Source organism: Halobacillus sp. AWH4_228 (genome assembly GCF_056158365.1).
Map to the genome: position 1 here is coordinate 597931 of NZ_JBSWTE010000001.1, position 16998 is coordinate 614928.

15 protein-coding genes are annotated in these 16998 nt (G+C 45.8%); 7 read left to right on the plus strand and 8 right to left on the minus strand.

Going from position 1 to position 16998, the window contains the following annotated elements; all coding sequences use genetic code 11:
* Positions 1 to 12: 12 nt before the first annotated feature.
* From ACXADP_RS03030 to ACXADP_RS03040, 3 genes are all read right to left on the minus strand, one after another.
* Complete coding sequence (locus ACXADP_RS03030; RefSeq protein ID WP_474970798.1) at positions 13 to 1371, minus strand: MFS transporter; 1359 nt, start codon at positions 1369 to 1371, stop codon at positions 13 to 15.
* An 87-nt stretch (positions 1372 to 1458) separates the two neighbouring features.
* Entirely contained in the window at positions 1459 to 2007 is a 549-nt protein-coding gene (locus ACXADP_RS03035; RefSeq protein ID WP_474970799.1) for a cysteine hydrolase family protein, read from the minus strand.
* A 49-nt stretch (positions 2008 to 2056) separates the two neighbouring features.
* A complete protein-coding gene (locus ACXADP_RS03040) occupies positions 2057 to 3286 on the minus strand; it encodes an MFS transporter (protein WP_474970800.1) in 1230 nt (409 codons plus the stop codon).
* Positions 3287 to 3599: 313 nt separating this feature from the next.
* Between ACXADP_RS03040 and treP the strand changes: the two genes are divergently transcribed.
* The 5 genes from treP (at position 3600) to ACXADP_RS03065 (ending at position 9617) form a co-directional block, all read left to right on the plus strand.
* Positions 3600 to 5009: a PTS system trehalose-specific EIIBC component gene (gene treP, locus ACXADP_RS03045; protein ID WP_474969876.1), complete on the plus strand. Its 1410-nt coding sequence runs from the start codon at positions 3600 to 3602 to the stop codon at positions 5007 to 5009.
* Between the two features lie 23 nt (positions 5010 to 5032).
* Positions 5033 to 6718, plus strand: a complete 1686-nt coding sequence (gene treC / locus ACXADP_RS03050; RefSeq protein WP_474970801.1) for an alpha,alpha-phosphotrehalase — start codon at positions 5033 to 5035, stop codon at positions 6716 to 6718.
* 21 nt (positions 6719 to 6739) lie between these two features.
* Positions 6740 to 7456, plus strand: a complete 717-nt coding sequence (gene treR, locus ACXADP_RS03055; protein WP_474969874.1) for a trehalose operon repressor — start codon at positions 6740 to 6742, stop codon at positions 7454 to 7456.
* 88 nt (positions 7457 to 7544) lie between these two features.
* A complete protein-coding gene (locus tag ACXADP_RS03060) occupies positions 7545 to 8048 on the plus strand; it encodes a DUF6933 domain-containing protein (protein ID WP_474969873.1) in 504 nt (167 codons plus the stop codon).
* Positions 8049 to 8219: 171 nt separating this feature from the next.
* Positions 8220 to 9617, plus strand: coding sequence for an MBL fold metallo-hydrolase (locus tag ACXADP_RS03065; protein WP_474969872.1), 1398 nt, complete (start codon positions 8220 to 8222; stop codon positions 9615 to 9617).
* Positions 9618 to 9881: 264 nt separating this feature from the next.
* On the opposite strand, the gene ACXADP_RS03070 is transcribed toward ACXADP_RS03065, so the two are convergent.
* Entirely contained in the window at positions 9882 to 11252 is a 1371-nt protein-coding gene (locus tag ACXADP_RS03070; RefSeq protein ID WP_474970451.1) for a tetratricopeptide repeat protein, read from the minus strand.
* A 225-nt stretch (positions 11253 to 11477) separates the two neighbouring features.
* Here ACXADP_RS03070 and ACXADP_RS03075 point away from each other — a divergent pair, with 225 nt between their 5' ends.
* Positions 11478 to 13427: an aconitate hydratase gene (locus tag ACXADP_RS03075; protein WP_474970802.1), complete on the plus strand. Its 1950-nt coding sequence runs from the start codon at positions 11478 to 11480 to the stop codon at positions 13425 to 13427.
* 174 nt (positions 13428 to 13601) lie between these two features.
* Here ACXADP_RS03075 and ACXADP_RS03080 read toward each other — a convergent pair whose 3' ends face one another.
* From ACXADP_RS03080 to ACXADP_RS03095, 4 genes are all read right to left on the minus strand, one after another.
* Complete coding sequence (locus tag ACXADP_RS03080; RefSeq protein ID WP_474969870.1) at positions 13602 to 14555, minus strand: ring-cleaving dioxygenase; 954 nt, start codon at positions 14553 to 14555, stop codon at positions 13602 to 13604.
* A gap of 73 nt (positions 14556 to 14628) precedes the next feature.
* Positions 14629 to 15330 carry a YqjF family protein gene (locus ACXADP_RS03085; RefSeq protein ID WP_474970803.1) on the minus strand — a complete coding sequence of 234 codons (702 nt, stop codon included), beginning with the start codon at positions 15328 to 15330 and terminating at the stop codon, positions 14629 to 14631.
* A gap of 77 nt (positions 15331 to 15407) precedes the next feature.
* Complete coding sequence (sda, locus tag ACXADP_RS03090) at positions 15408 to 15557, minus strand: sporulation histidine kinase inhibitor Sda (RefSeq protein ID WP_474969868.1); 150 nt, start codon at positions 15555 to 15557, stop codon at positions 15408 to 15410.
* Between the two features lie 16 nt (positions 15558 to 15573).
* Positions 15574 to 16101 (minus strand): helix-turn-helix domain-containing protein, encoded by a 528-nt coding sequence (locus ACXADP_RS03095; RefSeq protein WP_474970804.1) that lies wholly within the window; start codon positions 16099 to 16101, stop codon positions 15574 to 15576.
* Positions 16102 to 16349: 248 nt separating this feature from the next.
* Between ACXADP_RS03095 and ACXADP_RS03100 the strand changes: the two genes are divergently transcribed.
* On the plus strand, positions 16350 to 16961 hold the full coding sequence (locus ACXADP_RS03100; protein ID WP_474969866.1) for a trimeric intracellular cation channel family protein: 612 nt from the start codon (positions 16350 to 16352) through the stop codon (positions 16959 to 16961).
* The last annotated feature ends 37 nt before the right edge of the window (positions 16962 to 16998 follow it).

Genomic DNA, 16998 nt, shown 5'->3' on the forward strand with positions numbered 1-16998 from the left:
CTGCGGTAAAATTCAAATGTCAGTTTTTTGAACGTTTGGAACTTCCGTCTTTCTTGTATAAAGCGCCAGTGTCAGAATGGACAGAGCCATAAGAACAATCAATATGCCGAATGGAAGGGAGAAGTCAGACACCGTGTACGGCTGCTGCCTGAAATCCAGGAGAATCCCCGCAAGGACAGACCCGGACGCACTGCCGATAAACTGGATCTGTTGTTTAAGCCCGATTCCGGCCCCGATCTGTTCATTGGGCAGGATATGGGATACCTCGTTTGTTGAGCTAGACGACAAGCTGGAGAATCCAAAGCTTGTAAACATATACCCGACCATAATGAGATAGGGGCTGAGCCCGGAGAACATGTAAAAGCTAAAGGCGGCGATCATTAATAACACCTGTGACAATAATAGGATTCTGATGTTTCCGTAGCTGTCAATGAGACGGCCGATATACACCGCAGCCACAGCTGAAAGCATGGCTCCCGGGAAAATAATCAGGCCGATGGCTGCCGCTCCTTTTCCATACACCTGTTCAAGCATAATCGGCATCAGGAATAGAACAGCAAAGTGAAGCGTGAAACCGAGAAAACTCATATATAAGATTTTCCGGTACTGAGCATTCTTTAAAATCTCAGGTTGAATGAACGGTACATCTGTATGATTGATTCTTCTCCATAATAACAGGGCGGCCAGAATGCCCCCTGCTAAATACCACGGCGTAAAGGTGGAAAAGTATAAAAGGAAAAAGGTAGCCGTACCTCCAGACCATACAGCGCCCCACACATCAAAGCTTCCACGTTTCATTGTTTCAGCCGGCATGACCCTGTAAAGGAGAGGAACGATGAATAGAACCATAACGGTGACAACAAATAAGAAATTCCAATCGACGTAGTCCGTAATAAACCCGCCGGCAACAGGCCCGAGACCAAAACCGAGGGAAGAGGAGGAAGCGATTAATGCATAAGCACTTCCCCGGCGTGCCGGCGGAATATACCTTCCGGCGAATACCATGGACAAGCCTGGGATAGCAGCGGCCCCTGACGCCTGTAAAAGACGGGCGGTCAGCAGCCATAGGTAGGAATCTGCAAAGAATCCCAGAATGGAAGATAAACTGAAAATGGTGATCCCGATCGTCAACAGATGACGGATAGGGATATAATCCGTTAACCGCGTGTAGGTGATCGTAAAGACAGCCAGGACAATGGAATAACCGGAAACAATCCAGGCACCTTCGGAAGGTTCGAGTGAAAACTCCCGCAGAATGCTCGGGAGTGCTATGTTAAACATCGTTGTATTCATGACAACAATGAGAACAGCAGCACTTAATATAAACACGGTTTTAAAATATTTCATAGATGGTTCTGGTGATGGTGACAACCTCATCACTCCCTTCCTTTTGGTTCTGTAATGCCGGGCCATAAGAAAAGCTTCCGCTTCCCCAACGGGAAACGAAAGCTGCGCCTGTTAGATAACCTTGGCACCAAGCACGGTTTCAAAATGGGCCAGTGCCCATGCATGACCACTTTCATTGAAGCTGGCGGTCCCTTCCTTATAAATCGTAAGGGAATATCCGAAATTGTAAGCGTCCACTGCTGTATGAAGCACACAGATGTCTGTACATACCCCTGTAAGATGAAGGTCAGTAACGCCCCGTTCGCGTAATTTCAGATCGAGGTTGGTTCCGGCGAAAGCACTGTAACGGGTCTTATCGATGTATAGGACCGAAGAGCGGTCGGCATAGACGGAATAGACCTCCCCGGTTTTCCCATACAGATGTCTGCCCTCTGATCCTCTTATATTGTGAGGGGGGAACAGCTTCGTTTCCGGATGATAAGGATCGTCTTGCTCATGAACATCGACCCCGTAAACAAGCATCTGCCCCTGCTCAACAAAATCCCTGCTCAACTTGGTAAGGAATGGGTCGAGCGCCTGAGCTGCTTTTCCACAGGTCAACGCCCCCTCATCCGCCACAAAATCGTTCGTGTAATCAATGACTAGTAGTGCACGGTTCATCGAATCCCTCCCGGAATGTCTTTACACCTATATTAACAGATAAAATCTGTTAGTGGCTGGATGCGTGATTGAAAACGGGTTTACGTTTGTGAAGGACCAAAAACAGCATGCCACCGGAAAGAAGAAGCAATCCACTGGTCACGAAAAAGACCATCGAAAATCCATATGCACCTGCAACCATACCGCCCATGGCGGGGCCGATGATGTTTCCTAGGAAACGGAGACTGGTGTTGTAGCCAAGGACTTCTCCCTGCATAGCTACAGGGGCTTGCTGTCTAATGTAAGCAGTTCGAACAGGAATAATGCCTCCGATGGAAACACCGAGAAGGAACCTTAATAGAACAAGCTCCCATATGTTCGTAACGAAAGCGGCCGGCAGGTATACGACACCTGCCATAACCAGAAGGAAGATGAGAATCTTTATATAACCGATCCGGTCTGCGATTTTTCCCCATTTTCTAGCCATCATTAAATTACCCAGTCCGGCAGCGGAAAATGCAATTCCGGAAAACAAGGCGAGGTTTTCCGGGCCGTGGAGTTCCCCGACAAACAAGGAAAGGATCGGTTGAATACTGAAGTGGGCAATCTGGACAAATAAGGACACCACCATAACCATTAGTAATAGTGGGTGGTGAACAATATGGCTGAGCACTTCTCTCGTGTTATAGCTGGTTTTCTCATCGGCGCTTTCCTTTTTCACTTTCTGCTCACGTACCCCGAAATAGACGATGATGGCTGAAAGGGCTACGGTAAAGGAAACGTATTGGAATGTAGCGGCGTAACCAATGGCATCGGCAATCCACCCCCCGAGCAGCGGTCCGAGGAGGCTGCCGGTAATACTCCCGGTCTGAAGCGTTCCCAGTACACGTCCTGCTGTCTCCTTAGGTGTCTGCGTAGAGATAAGGGCCTGGGACATGGGAATAAACCCGGTGAATACGCCCATAAATAAACGCAGGAAAAAGAGCTGCCAAACGGATGTGGCATGCCCCATAAAGAAGACCGATAAGGCTAGTCCGAGCGCAGACATGACGAGAATTTTCTTCCGTCCATATCGGTCTCCAACCTTCCCCCATATCGGTGAAAATATAAAAGCAGTGACAAATGTGACGCCGAATACCCATCCGGACCATGTCTGAACGTAGGCATCTGAGAAATTTCCGAATGTTTCAATGTACAACGACAAAAAAGGAAGAACCATCGTGATGCTTCCTGCAATAAAGAAATTTGCAAACCACATCACCCACACATTTTTCCGGGCTTCTGCTGTGCTGGTCTGCATGCTTATCCCTTCTTCCTATTTATTTCGACACCCTAAATATATACCATAACAGATAGGGATGAAAAAACAATCTGCTCATATAATAACGATGTTTTGGGCTTTTTTCGTTTTTCTTCATGAAGGAAAGGAAGTCCATTTATAAATGATTAATGTTAACGGTTGCATAACTTGTATATACAAATTATAATAAAGTCATATCATGTATATACAAGTTTATTTTGATGGTTGTTGAAAGCGTTTAAGAATAGCGCTTGGATACCCGTAGATGAACCTCGTTGTTTGGGAAGAAAAAATAACATCTGGAGGTAAGGATATGAATCACAAAAAACAGGCCGAAGAAATTTTAGAAGCCATTGGTGGAAAGGAAAACCTGTCGGCTGCCACGCACTGTGTCACTCGGCTGCGGCTGGCCCTGCATGATGAGGGGATTGTCGATCAGGAGAAACTGAATCAGATTGAAGCCGTCAAAGGTTCTTTTTCTACGAATGGCCAGTTCCAGGTTGTCGTAGGCCAGGGAACAGTTGATAAAGTGTATAAGGAATTTGTAGCACTGGCCGGTATTGGTGAGTCTACAAAAGAAGAAGTGAAACAAGCGTCAAGTGAAAAAATGAATCCGCTCCAACGAGCCATAAAAACATTGGCTGATATTTTCATTCCGATTCTGCCGGCCATCGTAACCGCTGGTCTGCTTTTGGGTATCAACAATCTGCTTACAGCACCCGATATTTTCTTTGATAATCAGTCTTTGATTGATGTGTATCCTCAGTGGTCTGATATTGCGAACATGATTATTATTATCGCCAATACGGCATTCGTGTTCCTGCCTGGATTGATCGGGTGGTCCGCTGTCAAGAAATTTGGAGGCAGTCCGATTTTAGGGATTGTTATTGGACTCGTTCTCGTTCACCCGGACTTATTGAATGCTTGGTCCTATGGGGAAGCTGTTTCCGAAGGCTCCGTTCCTACGTGGAATTTATTTGGTATGACGGTCGAGAAAATCGGCTATCAGGGTCAGGTGCTTCCAGTCCTGGCTGCAGCTTATCTGCTTACGAAGATTGAATTGTTCCTGCGCAAGCGGATTCCGGACAGCATACAACTGCTTTTCGTTGGGCCGATTGCTTTACTTGTCACAGGCTTTTTGACCTTCATTATCATTGGGCCGATTACATTTGCGATTGGAAACGGGATTACAGATGGACTTGTAGCTGTATTTGATACGTTCTCCTGGCTTGGCGGGCTGATTTACGGCGGCTTGTACGGCGTGCTCGTCATAACAGGGATGCACCATACGTTCCTGGCTGTAGATATCCAGCTTGTCGGTTCTACAGGCACGACATTCCTATGGCCGATGCTTGCCTTGTCTAACATTGCCCAGGGATCAGCGGCGTTTGCGATCTGGCTTGCATCGAAGGATGAAAAACTGAAGGGGCTTGGTGTATCGTCAGGAGTTTCCGCATGGCTTGGGGTTACAGAGCCTGCCTTATTCGGTGTGAACCTGCGCTTCAAATATCCATTCATTATAGCGGTCAGTTCATCCGCCATTGCCGGACTGTATATCTCAGCTCAAGGGGTGCTGGCTAATTCGATTGGAGTCGGCGGTGTGCCGGGCATTTTCTCCATCGTCAGCGATTATTGGCTGGATTTCATGATAGGGATGGCTATCGTCATCGTGCTCCCTCTAGTAGGAACGTATCTCTATGCAAAACGTAAAAAAGACGTATAAAACTATGAAATGGTGGTGAGGTCATGAATGAACAGCCCTGGTGGAAAAAAGCGGTTGTCTATCAGATCTATCCGAAAAGCTTTAACGATACAACGGGCAATGGAGTCGGAGATATCCAGGGGATCATTGAGAAACTGGATTATCTGAATGAACTTGGAGTGGATGTTCTCTGGCTGACTCCGATGTATAAATCCCCTCAGAATGATAATGGGTATGACATCAGTGATTATTACGATATTCATGATGAATACGGAACAATGGAAGACTTTGAACGACTGCTTCATGAAACGCACAAACGCGACATGAAGCTGATCATGGATATTGTTGTGAACCATACGTCGACCGAACATCAATGGTTTCAGGAAGCTCTTCAGTCCAAGGAAAGTCCGTACAGGGATTATTACATTTGGAAGGACCCTGTAAACGGTGGTGCGCCTTCCAATTGGAAATCCAAGTTTGGGGGGAGTGCCTGGGCCTATGATGAAACGTCCGGTCAATATTACCTTCACCTTTTCGATATTACTCAGGCAGATCTGAATTGGGAAAATGAACAGGTGCGCGGGGATATTTATGAAATGATGCGGTTCTGGGGAGAGAAAGGTGTCGACGGTTTCCGCCTGGATGTCATTAACTTGATATCCAAGGACCAGGAATTTCCTGATGATGATGGCTCTAAAGCTCCGGGGGACGGCCGTAAATTTTACACGGATGGTCCAAGGGTCCATGAATTCATGCAGGAAATGAACCGGGAAGTTTTCCAGCCTTATGATTTGATGACGGTTGGGGAAATGTCCTCAACTACGATTGACCACTGCATCAAATATACGGCTCCTGAACGCAAGGAGCTCAGCATGACCTTTAACTTCCATCACTTGAAGGTGGACTATCCGGGTGGAGAGAAATGGACCGTAGCCGACTTTGATTTTCATGAACTGAAAGCCATCTTATCGAAATGGCAGAAGGAAATGAATGAAGGCGGCGGGTGGAACGCTCTATTCTGGTGCAACCACGACCAGCCGCGCGTCCTCTCAAGATTTGGAGATGACGTGAACTATCCGGAGGAATCCGGGAAAATGCTTGCGACTGTCATTCATATGATGCAGGGCACGCCTTATATTTATCAGGGAGAAGAGTTTGGAATGACCAATCCTAAATTCAACCATATCGATCAATACAGGGATGTGGAATCCCTGAACATGTATGAAGAATTTAAAGGAAAAGGGTTCGATGAAGATCAGATCCTTGCTGTTCTAAAGCAGAAATCGAGAGATAATTCACGGACACCTGTCCAGTGGAATGATAACTCGAATGCCGGGTTTACAGATGGAACGCCGTGGATTGAGCCTGCAGATAACTACAAAACCATCAATGCTGAAAAGGTCATGAATAAGGAAAACTCCATTTTTCATCATTACCGCAGGCTGATTCAGTTGAGGAAGTCCCACGATATCATTACGTTCGGGAATTACCAGCTTCTTACGCCGGAACATCCACAGGTGTTCGCTTATCTTCGGGAGTGGAATGGAGAAAAGCTGCTGGTTATCAATAACTTTTACGGAGAAGCTGCGACGTTCCAGCTGCCATCATCCATAGACAGTCAGGAAGAGATGGACGTGTTGATCAGCAACTATGAGGACGAACCATCAATCAGAAAAGAAATCTCTCTCCGCCCTTATGAATCTGTGGTTTATCATCTCCCAGGCAGGTAAAATGGAAGAGGGGGATAAACCTTGAAGAACAAATACGTAGTCATCTTTAATCAACTCGTGAAAAAGATACAGCAGGGGGTCTTTTCTGCCGGTGAGACACTTCCATCTGAACATGAGCTGACTGCTCAGTTTGATACATCCCGGGAAACGATCAGAAAAGCGCTGAATTTGCTTGCTCAAAATGGATATATCCAAAAAGTGCGTGGGAAGGGATCGGTCGTTCTGGAAAGGAACAAATTCAAATTTCCTGTTTCGGGTCTGACCAGCTTTAAAGAGCTGGCTGACCAGATGGGACAGGAAGTGAAAACGTCGGTGCATGAATTGGCGATCGTCACACAGGCCTCCCACATCCGAAGGCAGCTGGGATGTCCGGAAGATGCGAAACTTTGGAAGCTGATCCGCTCAAGAGAAATTGATGGAGAACGGATCATTCTTGATAAAGACTATATCCGTGAAGATTTGATCCCGGATATTACGAAGGAAACAGCGGAGCAGTCTCTCTATCACTATATAGAAGAAGAGCTGGGACTTGAAATCAGTTTTGCCAAAAAGGAAATCGTCGTCGAAGATATCACGGATGAAGACAGGGAACTGCTGGACTTGAATGGTCATCAGCAGGTGGTCGTTATTCGAAGTTATGTCTACCTTGCCGATACGACAGCCTTTCAATTTACAGAATCCAGACACCGTCCTGACAAGTTTCAATTTGTGGACTTCGCCAGGCGCACGAAAGCTTGAACAAAGGAGGGCCGTAATGGTTCTCCTTTGTTTTTTATAGTGAAAAAGGTAAAATAGGTGTAGCTAAAGAAATGAAAGAGGTGGAAAGATGTTCGTCATTGGTGCTACAAAAAAACTGCAGAATGAATTGAAATCCCCTGTTCGTGATTTGAATGATTATCAGGATGTCCCCGATTTATATAAATGGCATGCAAATATGATTACGGTGAAGGGTAGAAAGTGCCTGATGCTTATGAACAATGAAACAGGTATAAATTTGACGCTCTTCGGTTTGCAGAAAGAACAATTTGAGCATCTGGATAATGTGATTAAAGGCTCCCTTCAGCAGCTGTTTCAACTGCTGGATGTTGATAAGAAGGCAGCCTACTATATCCTTGATGCCACTGATGAAATCGTTTATACCAAAACGGATAACCGCAGTGTCATGGGCATGATGAATGAAACAAAAGCAAGAATCGATCATACCGTGCGTGACCTGTCTTACGAGGAAATCGACGCCGTAGCGTTGAATAAGGATAACAATGTATTCCCGATGAGCCCTCTGAAGAACCTGGATCCCGTCACCACTTTAAACAAATACTTTGAAGAGTAAATGCACACGGTATTCGTGTGCATTTTTTTATAAATAAGCCGGTGCCTCATTGGAAATTCCCTTGTTTTTCTTGGTCCGAATTGGGACAGACGTAAATAAGCTTCTTGGTTTTACATACGGTAAGGGGTATGTTATAAATTCAATATAAGCTTTTTAAGGAGGATGCGAACGATGTTTTTTAAATCATTTTTTGATGAAGAATTAGCTCAGATGTCTTATATGACAGGATGCCAGCGAACGGGTGAAGCTATGGTGATTGATCCCGCACGTGATATCAATCCTTATCTTGAAACAGCTGAAAAAGAAGGATTTACAATCACGAAAGTGACGGAAACACACATTCATGCCGACTTTCTCTCTGGTGCCAGAGAACTGGCTCAGCATACTGGAGCTGTTCTGTATTTGTCCAATGAGGGAGACAATGACTGGAAATACGAGTATTTAAATGAATTGAATCACGTGTTACTGAACGGGGGAGATCAGTTTTACGTTGGAAATATTAAATTTGATGTTCTTCACACCCCCGGACATACCCCTGAAAGTATTTCATTTGTCTTAACTGATGAAGGAGGAGGCTCCAAGGTTCCTATGGGGATTTTCACAGGAGACTTCGTCTTTGTAGGGGATGTCGGCCGTCCGGATCTGTTGGAAAAGGCTGCCGGTTCAGAAGGGACGTCCAGGCAGGGAGCGCGCCAAATGTTCCAGTCCCTTGAAGCTTTCAAAGAACTTCCTGATTATCTTCAAGTCTGGCCGGGTCATGGCGCAGGCAGTGCCTGTGGGAAATCATTAGGAGCAGTCCCTGCTTCTACGGTTGGCTATGAAAAAGCAAATAACTGGGCGCTTCAGCACACGGATGTCGATGAATTTACAGAGGAATTGATTGATGGACAGCCGGAGCCACCGAAATATTTTGGGATGATGAAAAAGCTGAATAAAGAAGGCCCGTCTTTGAATAAGGGAAGAGATATAAAGAAATTGACAGTGGATCAACTGGAAGGTTATCGAGGAAATGATACGGTCATCATTGACACGAGAGATAAGTGGACCTTTGCGGCAGGCCACCTTCCAGGAACGATCAATATTCCTTACAATCGATCTTTCTCAAACTGGGCCGGCTGGCTCGTCGACTATGACCAGTCCATCGTACTCATCGGTGAGGAAAGCCGGTTAGATGAAATGAAAAAATCACTGGAAGCCATCGGTCTGGATGAAGTTACAGCTTATGTTGCCCAATCAGATCTCAGTCAGATCGGAGGACTTGAAACTTATACGTCCATTACCCCGGAGGAACTGGAGAGTCACTATAAACAGGATGATCAATATGTGGTCATCGATGTGCGTAATCCAGGTGAATGGCAGGCAGGTCACATGGATCAGGCCCGTCATTTCATGCTTGGACATTTGAAAGACAACCTGGATGAAATTCCGAACGACCGGACACCAATCGTCCACTGCCAATCCGGGGTCCGCTCCGCGATCGCCGTCAGCCTGCTGCAGGCCAACGGCTTTAAGGACACCATCAACTTGAAGGGTGGATATGCGGCCTGGGAACAACAAAGGGATAAATAAATCCTGATGAAAACACGACTTTGGGAACAAGGTCGTGTTTTTTTTTGGCAAAAAAAGACCCCTACTCAAGAAAAGTAGAGGCGAAAGTTTGTATAGGTATAGGATTAGGGGAGGTGTTAATTATATAAAAATTAAATTAACACGTAAATTAAACTTGCTCAGCAACTAATGGTCTAGGGTAAGTTTCTACTGCGCTATCTGCAGTCATCGGAGCGGCGATAGATACAGCCAGACCTAGAACAGCGACAAATGCAATGATCTTTTTCATAACATAATTCCTCCTAAGTCAGAATGTTTATTTAACAATTGCATTGCTAACCTTAAATATTCGGAAGAGCGTTTATACATTCTCTGCCTTTCAAAGAGATCGGCTAAGAACTTAGAATACCTGATCACATAAACATGTTCCTTCTTTTTTTGAAAATAAGGAAGGACAGTTTCCTCAATGAAGGGAAGTGTTTCAGGCAGTTCTTTCAGTAAATTGTAATACACCATAAAGTGCAGGTAGTGACTTTCAGAAGCAGTTTTTTCGACTTCCGATAAGCCTTTTTCAATCCATTCAAGACACCCGGATTTATCATCCAAGCGGTAGTGTTCAATGACCAGCCCGTGAATGATATTCAAGTACTCGTGATAATCATAAGTAGATTTAGATTCACGAACATATTCTAAACTTTTCTTATAATTATGAATGGAAGAATCGTGGTTTTCAATTCTGGATTCCAACACTGCAATGTTGATATAAACCAGTTTGAGTTGTTGATTATCTTTGGTCTGAGATGCAATCTTTTTAGCCAGATTATAATTTTCAAGAGATTTCGTATAGTTTTTCAACCGGCTGTAATTGATGCCTAGAAGAATGTGGCAGTCTGCACTTTTGGCAAGATCGTACTGGCTCTTATAAGCTTCCAAGGCCTGATCTGCATAGAAAACAGAGGCAGAAACATGATGAGCCTGGCTGGAACTTAAAGATAAGTGGTAATATAAATCGCTTATTTCCCACTTTTCGATGCCCGCTGAACTGATGTAGTTCTTGGCTTTCATCAACTGTTGAAAAGATTCATCAAAATTCCCTCGATAATATTCAAGCAGGCCGGAACTTACGTGAAAATAGTACTTCATTTCAACATCGAATGTATCTTCATGCTGTTTAATATCTTTCCATGCCTCATAAGCCTTCTCCACCTTGTTTTCCAATAAAAGATGGCGAATGCGGAAGAGCTCGAAAAATATATACAGATGATGATTGTTCAGCGTATCCTTTTGATGAGAAAGTTCCTCTCTCAATCTTTCCGCGTCTTCCCTTTGCTTGTAAAAAATCGTTTTATACCATTCCTTCAGCTTTTCTTTGGAAGGGTGGTTATAGGAAGAGTCGTGAAAATCAAGGCCGAGGCGTTCATACAAAAGTTCGAGTACCTCAGAGGCAGGAACGGTCTGATCGTTCTCAATCTTGGATAAATACGCTGGCGAAATAATTCCATCAGCGAGCTGGTTTTGTGTTAACCCTTGCTTCACCCGATGGAACCGAAGCACTTTTCCATATTCCATTTTCCACACACCTAGTTGATCAACTGTTGATTTGGGAGAACAATTCTCTTTCAAATCTATTTTTAGAATACATGTTCGTTTCATCATTTTCAATAAATTTCGGCAGTTTCCCAAGTCGCAGAAAAAATGGTACTTAAGAGGTGGTTTTTGAAGGGGACTTTCATAAAAGGGACAGAATGGGTGTCCATTAGAGGTTTTTCAAGGGAAAATATGGGTTTATGAGTAATAATACACGAGAACGGGTATAAAAGGTATAGGAAAATTTCATCTATTCTTGAAATATCGACCAATCAGTGAGGAGGAGTGATTCGTGTGGGATACAATGTCACACAGAAGCTGATCCAGGACCACTTAGTCGAGGGAGAGATGACGCCTGGATCGGAAATCGGTTTGAAAATTGATCAGACTCTTACGCAGGATGCTACAGGGACAATGGTGATGCTTGAACTGGAGGCAATGGGGATTGAAAAGGCTCAAACAGAGGTTTCTGCTCAGTATGTAGACCATAATTTAATCCAGGAAGACAGCAAAAATCCAGATGACCATTTGTTCTTAGAAAGTGCCGCCAAGCGGTTCGGGCTTTATTTCAGCCGTCCGGGAAATGGTGTCAGTCATCCTGTTCATATGCAGAGGCTGGCGAGGCCGGGGAAAACACTGCTGGGATCTGACAGCCACACATGTGCCAACGGCAGTATGGGCATGCTTGCCATGGGGGCAGGCGGCATCGATGTCGCAATGGCTGTTGCCGGTGAACCGTTTTATGTAAAGATGCCGAAAGTATGGGGCGTAAAAGTGAGCGGTTCCCTTCCGGACTGGGTCAGTGCGAAGGATGCCATACTGGAAATGCTGCGCAGGCACGGGGTCAAAGGCGGAGTGAACCACGTGTTTGAATATTATGGACCCGGTTTGAAAAATCTCACAGCCATGGACAGGCATGTCATAGCGAATATGGGAGCAGAGCTTGGGGCAACTGGAACGGTCTTTCCTTCCGATGAGGAAACGAAACGATTCATGAAGCTTCAAGGCAGGGAAGACGAATGGATAGAACTGTCACCGGATGAAGATGCCACATATGATGTCCACGATGAATTGAATCTCTCAGAAATTACACCAATGGTGGCCAAGCCCTCCAGTCCGGGAAACGTGGTACCTGTTGAGGAAGTGGAGGGAGAAGGAATCTACCAGTCTTATATCGGTTCCTCGGCGAACCCTGGATTCCGTGATTTTGCGACAGCCTCCAAAATTGTTGAAAGTAAACATATAGCCGATGGCGTTTCTTTTGATATAAATCCGACCTCCAGACAAATGCTGATTGACTTGTCACAGGAAGGGCATATCGCTAATTTCCTTCAATCTGGAGGACGTCTCCATCAGGCGGGGTGTAATGGATGCATCGGTATGGGACAGGCACCTGCCACAGGACGGAACAGCCTGCGTACAACACCGAGAAACTTCCCCGGACGTTCCGGGACGAAAGAAGACAGTGTCTTTTTATGCAGCCCGGAAACCGCAGCCGTTTCTGCTTTGACAGGAGTCATAACGGACCCGAGAAAAGCCGGGTTTGACTATCCTGATGTGAAGGATTTGGATGAGCCGACCGTGGATACACGTCTTCTGGATGAACCTCTGCCCTACGAGGAGGCAAAGGACGTCGAATTAGTCAAAGGTCCAAACGTCGCCTCGATTCCTGAAATGGATGAACTTCCGGACGAAATGGAGCTCCCTGTGCTCCTGAAAATGGGGGATGACATTTCGACCGATGAGATTCTTGCAGGAGGAGCGCGAGTGCTGCCATACCGAAGTAACCTGCCGGAAATTAGTAAGTTCACCTTTGAGATCGTAGATGACACGTACTATGACCGGGCGATGGAACAGAGAGAAAAGGGTGGTCATGCTGTTGTGGCAGGTGCCAACTACGGACAGGGTTCCAGCCGGGAACATGCCGCTCTGGCTCCTAAGTATTTAGGGATGAAAGTAGCGGTTGTCGAAGATTTTGCCAGAATTCACTGGCAGAACCTGGCCAACTTTGGCGTCCTGCCGCTTACATTCAAGGATCCGGCTCAATTGGAAGAGATTGAGCAGGGAGACGTTCTCGTTTTCAAAGGATTGAGAGAGCAGATCAAAAAATCGCCGGTGGTTGAAGCTGAAATTAAAGGCAGGGGCCAAACGATTAAATTGGAGCATGCCCTATCAGACAGACAAATGGACATTATGGAAAAAGGCGGTTTAATCAACTGGGTTAAATCGCGTCTTGAATCGTAATACAGATTGCATTTTAACGAAATCAGCTTGTAGGGAAAGGTATTTCTCTACAAGCTTTTTTCATGCTTTGGGAGTCTGCTTCCCCGTCTTTTCGGAAGGGAGGAGATGAGAAGAATAAAGAAAGCCTCGTACGGTTGGCGGATTGTACGAGGCGTATGCACAATGGAGCACGATTCATGTTCTGGAAGTATCCAGTGGAGCCAGCGTTTTTTCGATTTTTTCGCGTTCGTGCTCTAAGAACGGTGGAAGAGCCAGTGATTCACCCAGGTGTGCGGGGTCTTCATCAGTGGCAAATCCAGGTCCGTCTGTAGCCAGTTCGAATAAAATGTGATTGGCTTCTCTGAAGTACAATGATTTGAAATAAAAGCGATCGACAAGACCGGAATTCGGATAACCGGCGGCATCGATGATTGTCTTCCACTTTGCTAATTCTTCTTCATTTTCAACGCGGAAGGCAACGTGGTGAACACTGCCCCTTCCAGGCTTTTCAGGTTGTGCATCCGGCTTTTCCTCCACATGGACTTCAGCTCCTGACCCACCTTCCCCTGTTTCATAAACCGTCCATTGATCATAGGCGCCGACTTTACGGAAACCGAGGACTTCCGTCAGTACTTTTTCTGTTTTAACGGCTTCATGAACGGTCAAATGAACAGGGCCGAGTCCAAGAATACCGCTGTCTTGAGGAATGGGGGAGTTTTTCCAGGGTGTTCCTGCACGTACGCCGGTGTTGTTCTGATCGGATACAAGCATAAGCCGCTGGCCTTCCGGGTCTCTGAACGCGAGCGTTTTTCTACCCAGACGTTCCTGTATCCTGTCTACATCAAGGTCGTAATCATTCAAACGCTTCTGCCAGAATAGCAGGGCTTCATCATCTTTCACCCGTAGAGATGTGGTGGAGATGCTCCTTGTTCCCGGATAGGTATGGCCGGCCCGGTGTATTTCGAAAAAGGTCAGGTCCGTCCCGGGATTTCCCTTTTCATCCGCATAGAAGAGGTGGTACATAGAAGGGGAATCCTGGTTTACCGTCTTTTTGACGAGCCGCATCCCAAGCACACTTGTATAAAAATCATAGTTATTGGCTGCGGAAGCTGTAATGGCTGATACGTGATGGATGCCTTTTAACTCCATGAATGATCCTCCTCATTTACTTTGAATTCGAGATAATTATAACGCAGAGAGTCATGAGGTTCAACATGTGCGCTCATGACTTCCGTTCGTACGGAAAAATACGTGTCTGGACGGATTTGGAATAATAGGTGATCGGTCGACGCTGGAAATGTTCGGCAGGGAGAAAGTCCAGCAGATGATTCGTTCCTACGGCCGCTTCAGCTTTCTGCAGCATCCAATTATTATGAATAATGGGCCCTTTATAAACACGCTTCCCCCGAACCACCCAGAGGGCGTACCTTTCCGTCAGCCAGTATAAAAGTGAGCCTGGACGGGCCTGCATAGGCTCACTGAGTGTCTGGAATTCCGCATGAAAGTGGGCAGGTGTGTACCCTTTATGGGTCCGCCTGCTGGAAAACTGTGTGATCGAATCATTTTTATCCATCCGCATAGAGGCGTGGACGTAAGGAAGTCCGAAAGCGGTGCGCGCTAAAAAAACCCCGAGAGGATGATCGGAGTCAAGGGTAATGAAATAAACCCCTGGTTCGCCGTTGTAGGAGACATATGTTCTTACATTCAGTTCCAGAAGATCCGTGCCAAACGGGAGTTTCGGCAGGCCGCGGAACCGGATATTCCTCATACGGAAGGGGACTACAGCAATCCAGGCTGAGCCGTCAAATTCGTCTATATCGAGCTCCTCAGGTACATGAGGCCGCAGTACATCTACAGGGACGGGCCAGTGTATGAAATATAAATCATCCCAGTCCTGATGCATAATCCATCGGTTCTTATCCATGATTATCACCTCTGGTTAGCTTTACCCGCCCTGAAGTGGAAACATACATTCCGAAGGTGTTCAATCGGCTGTTCCGGTTATTCGAAAGAAGCGATTTCTCCTGCTTCTCTTTCCCTTTTCCTCATCTCATTCAGCAGCAGCTGGATGAACTCCTCCTCCAGCTTCAACTCCATGGCTTTATGAATGGCATCTTTCAGGAGGAAGGGAGATAGTTTATCAAAAGCCATAGCAGTTCCTCCTTCGTTACGTAAGCATTTCAACAGAAACTGTTGCCGCACCTGTAATACGTCCAAGCTGATCGTAAAGAGGCTGGGCAAATACGTCATATCTGGTCAAGCCTTCGGATAGGGGAAAGGCGAGGATTTCTCTTCTCGCCATTCCATCGTCGATCACACGCTGCTTCAGCTTCATCAATGCTGTTGTGCCTTCATTAAAGTCCAATTCCTCATCTGTTTTACCCATGACTACATTCATTTTAAAGTCCGGGTGGGGGTTGAACATCCATGTATAACGGAGGTTCAAATCACAGTGAGCAATGACTATGGGGGAATTTACGAGCGCTTTTTCGAAAGGTTCACTTAAGTGCTCGGTGTAAAAAAGAGATGGATTGATGTGCAGGTAAGACGCAATTTGAGAAGCAACCGTCATACTGGGGTTTCTGGTACCGTTCTCTATTTGTGCGTAATAAGCTCTATCAATATGAGCTCCTTCTGCAATCTCCTGCTGGGTGAGTGCCTGTTCTTTTCTTAAATTGATCAGCCAGCTTCTCATTTCTGGTTCATCACATCCTACTTTGCTTAGTTATATAATGAATTCTACTTATTGAAGAAAATTCCTTGTGGCATATTGCAACAAAATTCACTATATATGGTAGTGTATAGAAAAAAACATACTAGTCCTAGCGTTTTGTGCGCATTTTTTACATTTTTTGAGTTTTTTCGATAGAGGGGATGGAGAATTTGGTATAATCGGTGCGGCATGACATTCGTATATCGGGAAGCAGAGGGAGGGGGATAGGCATGACATGGGAAGTTTTAAACATCCTCGCCGTCAGTGCATTTGCTTTTAGTGGAGCTATTGTCGCATTGAACGAGAGGTATGATATATTCGGTACGTTTATTTTAGGAATCGCCACACCGTTCGCGGGAGGGATTATCCGGAACATTGCTTTGGATGTGCCGGTGATTCACGTATGGGATCAGGGATACTTATTTTACGTCGCCTTAATCACCATTGCCATTGTGTACTTTTTTCCAAAAACGTGGGTAATGGCCTGGGACCGTTGGAATATCTATCCTGATGCTGTGGGACTCTCTGCATTCGCTCTGCAGGGAGCGTCCTTTGCTGTCCAGCATGAATTCCCACTGGGCGGAATCGTTTTCGCTGCCATCCTGACAGGAGTGGGCGGGGGTGTGACAAGGGACGTGCTGGCCCAGCGGCGCCCGATGGTGCTTCACCAGGAGATTTACGCGGTATGGGCAATGGTGACTGGTGTTGTGATTGGGCTTGGGTGGGTCGACCTTTACAATCCCTTTCATACCTACAGCATTTTTCTACTGATTATCCTGAGCCGCGTGTTGTCGTATCATCTCGGATGGCATTTACGATTTCGGGATTTGTACCGCATCTAAAAAAGCCTGTGTTAACCAGTTTGAGTTGTCCATTTGT

What these genes read in the sequence shown, in the direction of transcription:
- ACXADP_RS03035 (WP_474970799.1), bottom strand. Translation starts at nt 2,007, where the DNA reads ATGAACCGTGCACTACTAGTCATTGATTACACGAACGATTTTGTGGCG.
- ACXADP_RS03040 (WP_474970800.1), bottom strand. Translation starts at nt 3,286, where the DNA reads ATGCAGACCAGCACAGCAGAAGCCCGGAAAAATGTGTGGGTGATGTGG.
- treP (WP_474969876.1), top strand. Translation starts at nt 3,600, where the DNA reads ATGAATCACAAAAAACAGGCCGAAGAAATTTTAGAAGCCATTGGTGGA.
- treC (WP_474970801.1), top strand. Translation starts at nt 5,033, where the DNA reads ATGAATGAACAGCCCTGGTGGAAAAAAGCGGTTGTCTATCAGATCTAT.
- ACXADP_RS03060 (WP_474969873.1), top strand. Translation starts at nt 7,545, where the DNA reads ATGTTCGTCATTGGTGCTACAAAAAAACTGCAGAATGAATTGAAATCC.
- ACXADP_RS03065 (WP_474969872.1), top strand. Translation starts at nt 8,220, where the DNA reads ATGTTTTTTAAATCATTTTTTGATGAAGAATTAGCTCAGATGTCTTAT.
- ACXADP_RS03070 (WP_474970451.1), bottom strand. Translation starts at nt 11,252, where the DNA reads ATGATGAAACGAACATGTATTCTAAAAATAGATTTGAAAGAGAATTGT.
- ACXADP_RS03080 (WP_474969870.1), bottom strand. Translation starts at nt 14,555, where the DNA reads ATGGAGTTAAAAGGCATCCATCACGTATCAGCCATTACAGCTTCCGCA.
- ACXADP_RS03085 (WP_474970803.1), bottom strand. Translation starts at nt 15,330, where the DNA reads ATGGATAAGAACCGATGGATTATGCATCAGGACTGGGATGATTTATAT.
- sda (WP_474969868.1), bottom strand. Translation starts at nt 15,557, where the DNA reads ATGGCTTTTGATAAACTATCTCCCTTCCTCCTGAAAGATGCCATTCAT.
- ACXADP_RS03095 (WP_474970804.1), bottom strand. Translation starts at nt 16,101, where the DNA reads ATGAGAAGCTGGCTGATCAATTTAAGAAAAGAACAGGCACTCACCCAG.
- ACXADP_RS03100 (WP_474969866.1), top strand. Translation starts at nt 16,350, where the DNA reads ATGACATGGGAAGTTTTAAACATCCTCGCCGTCAGTGCATTTGCTTTT.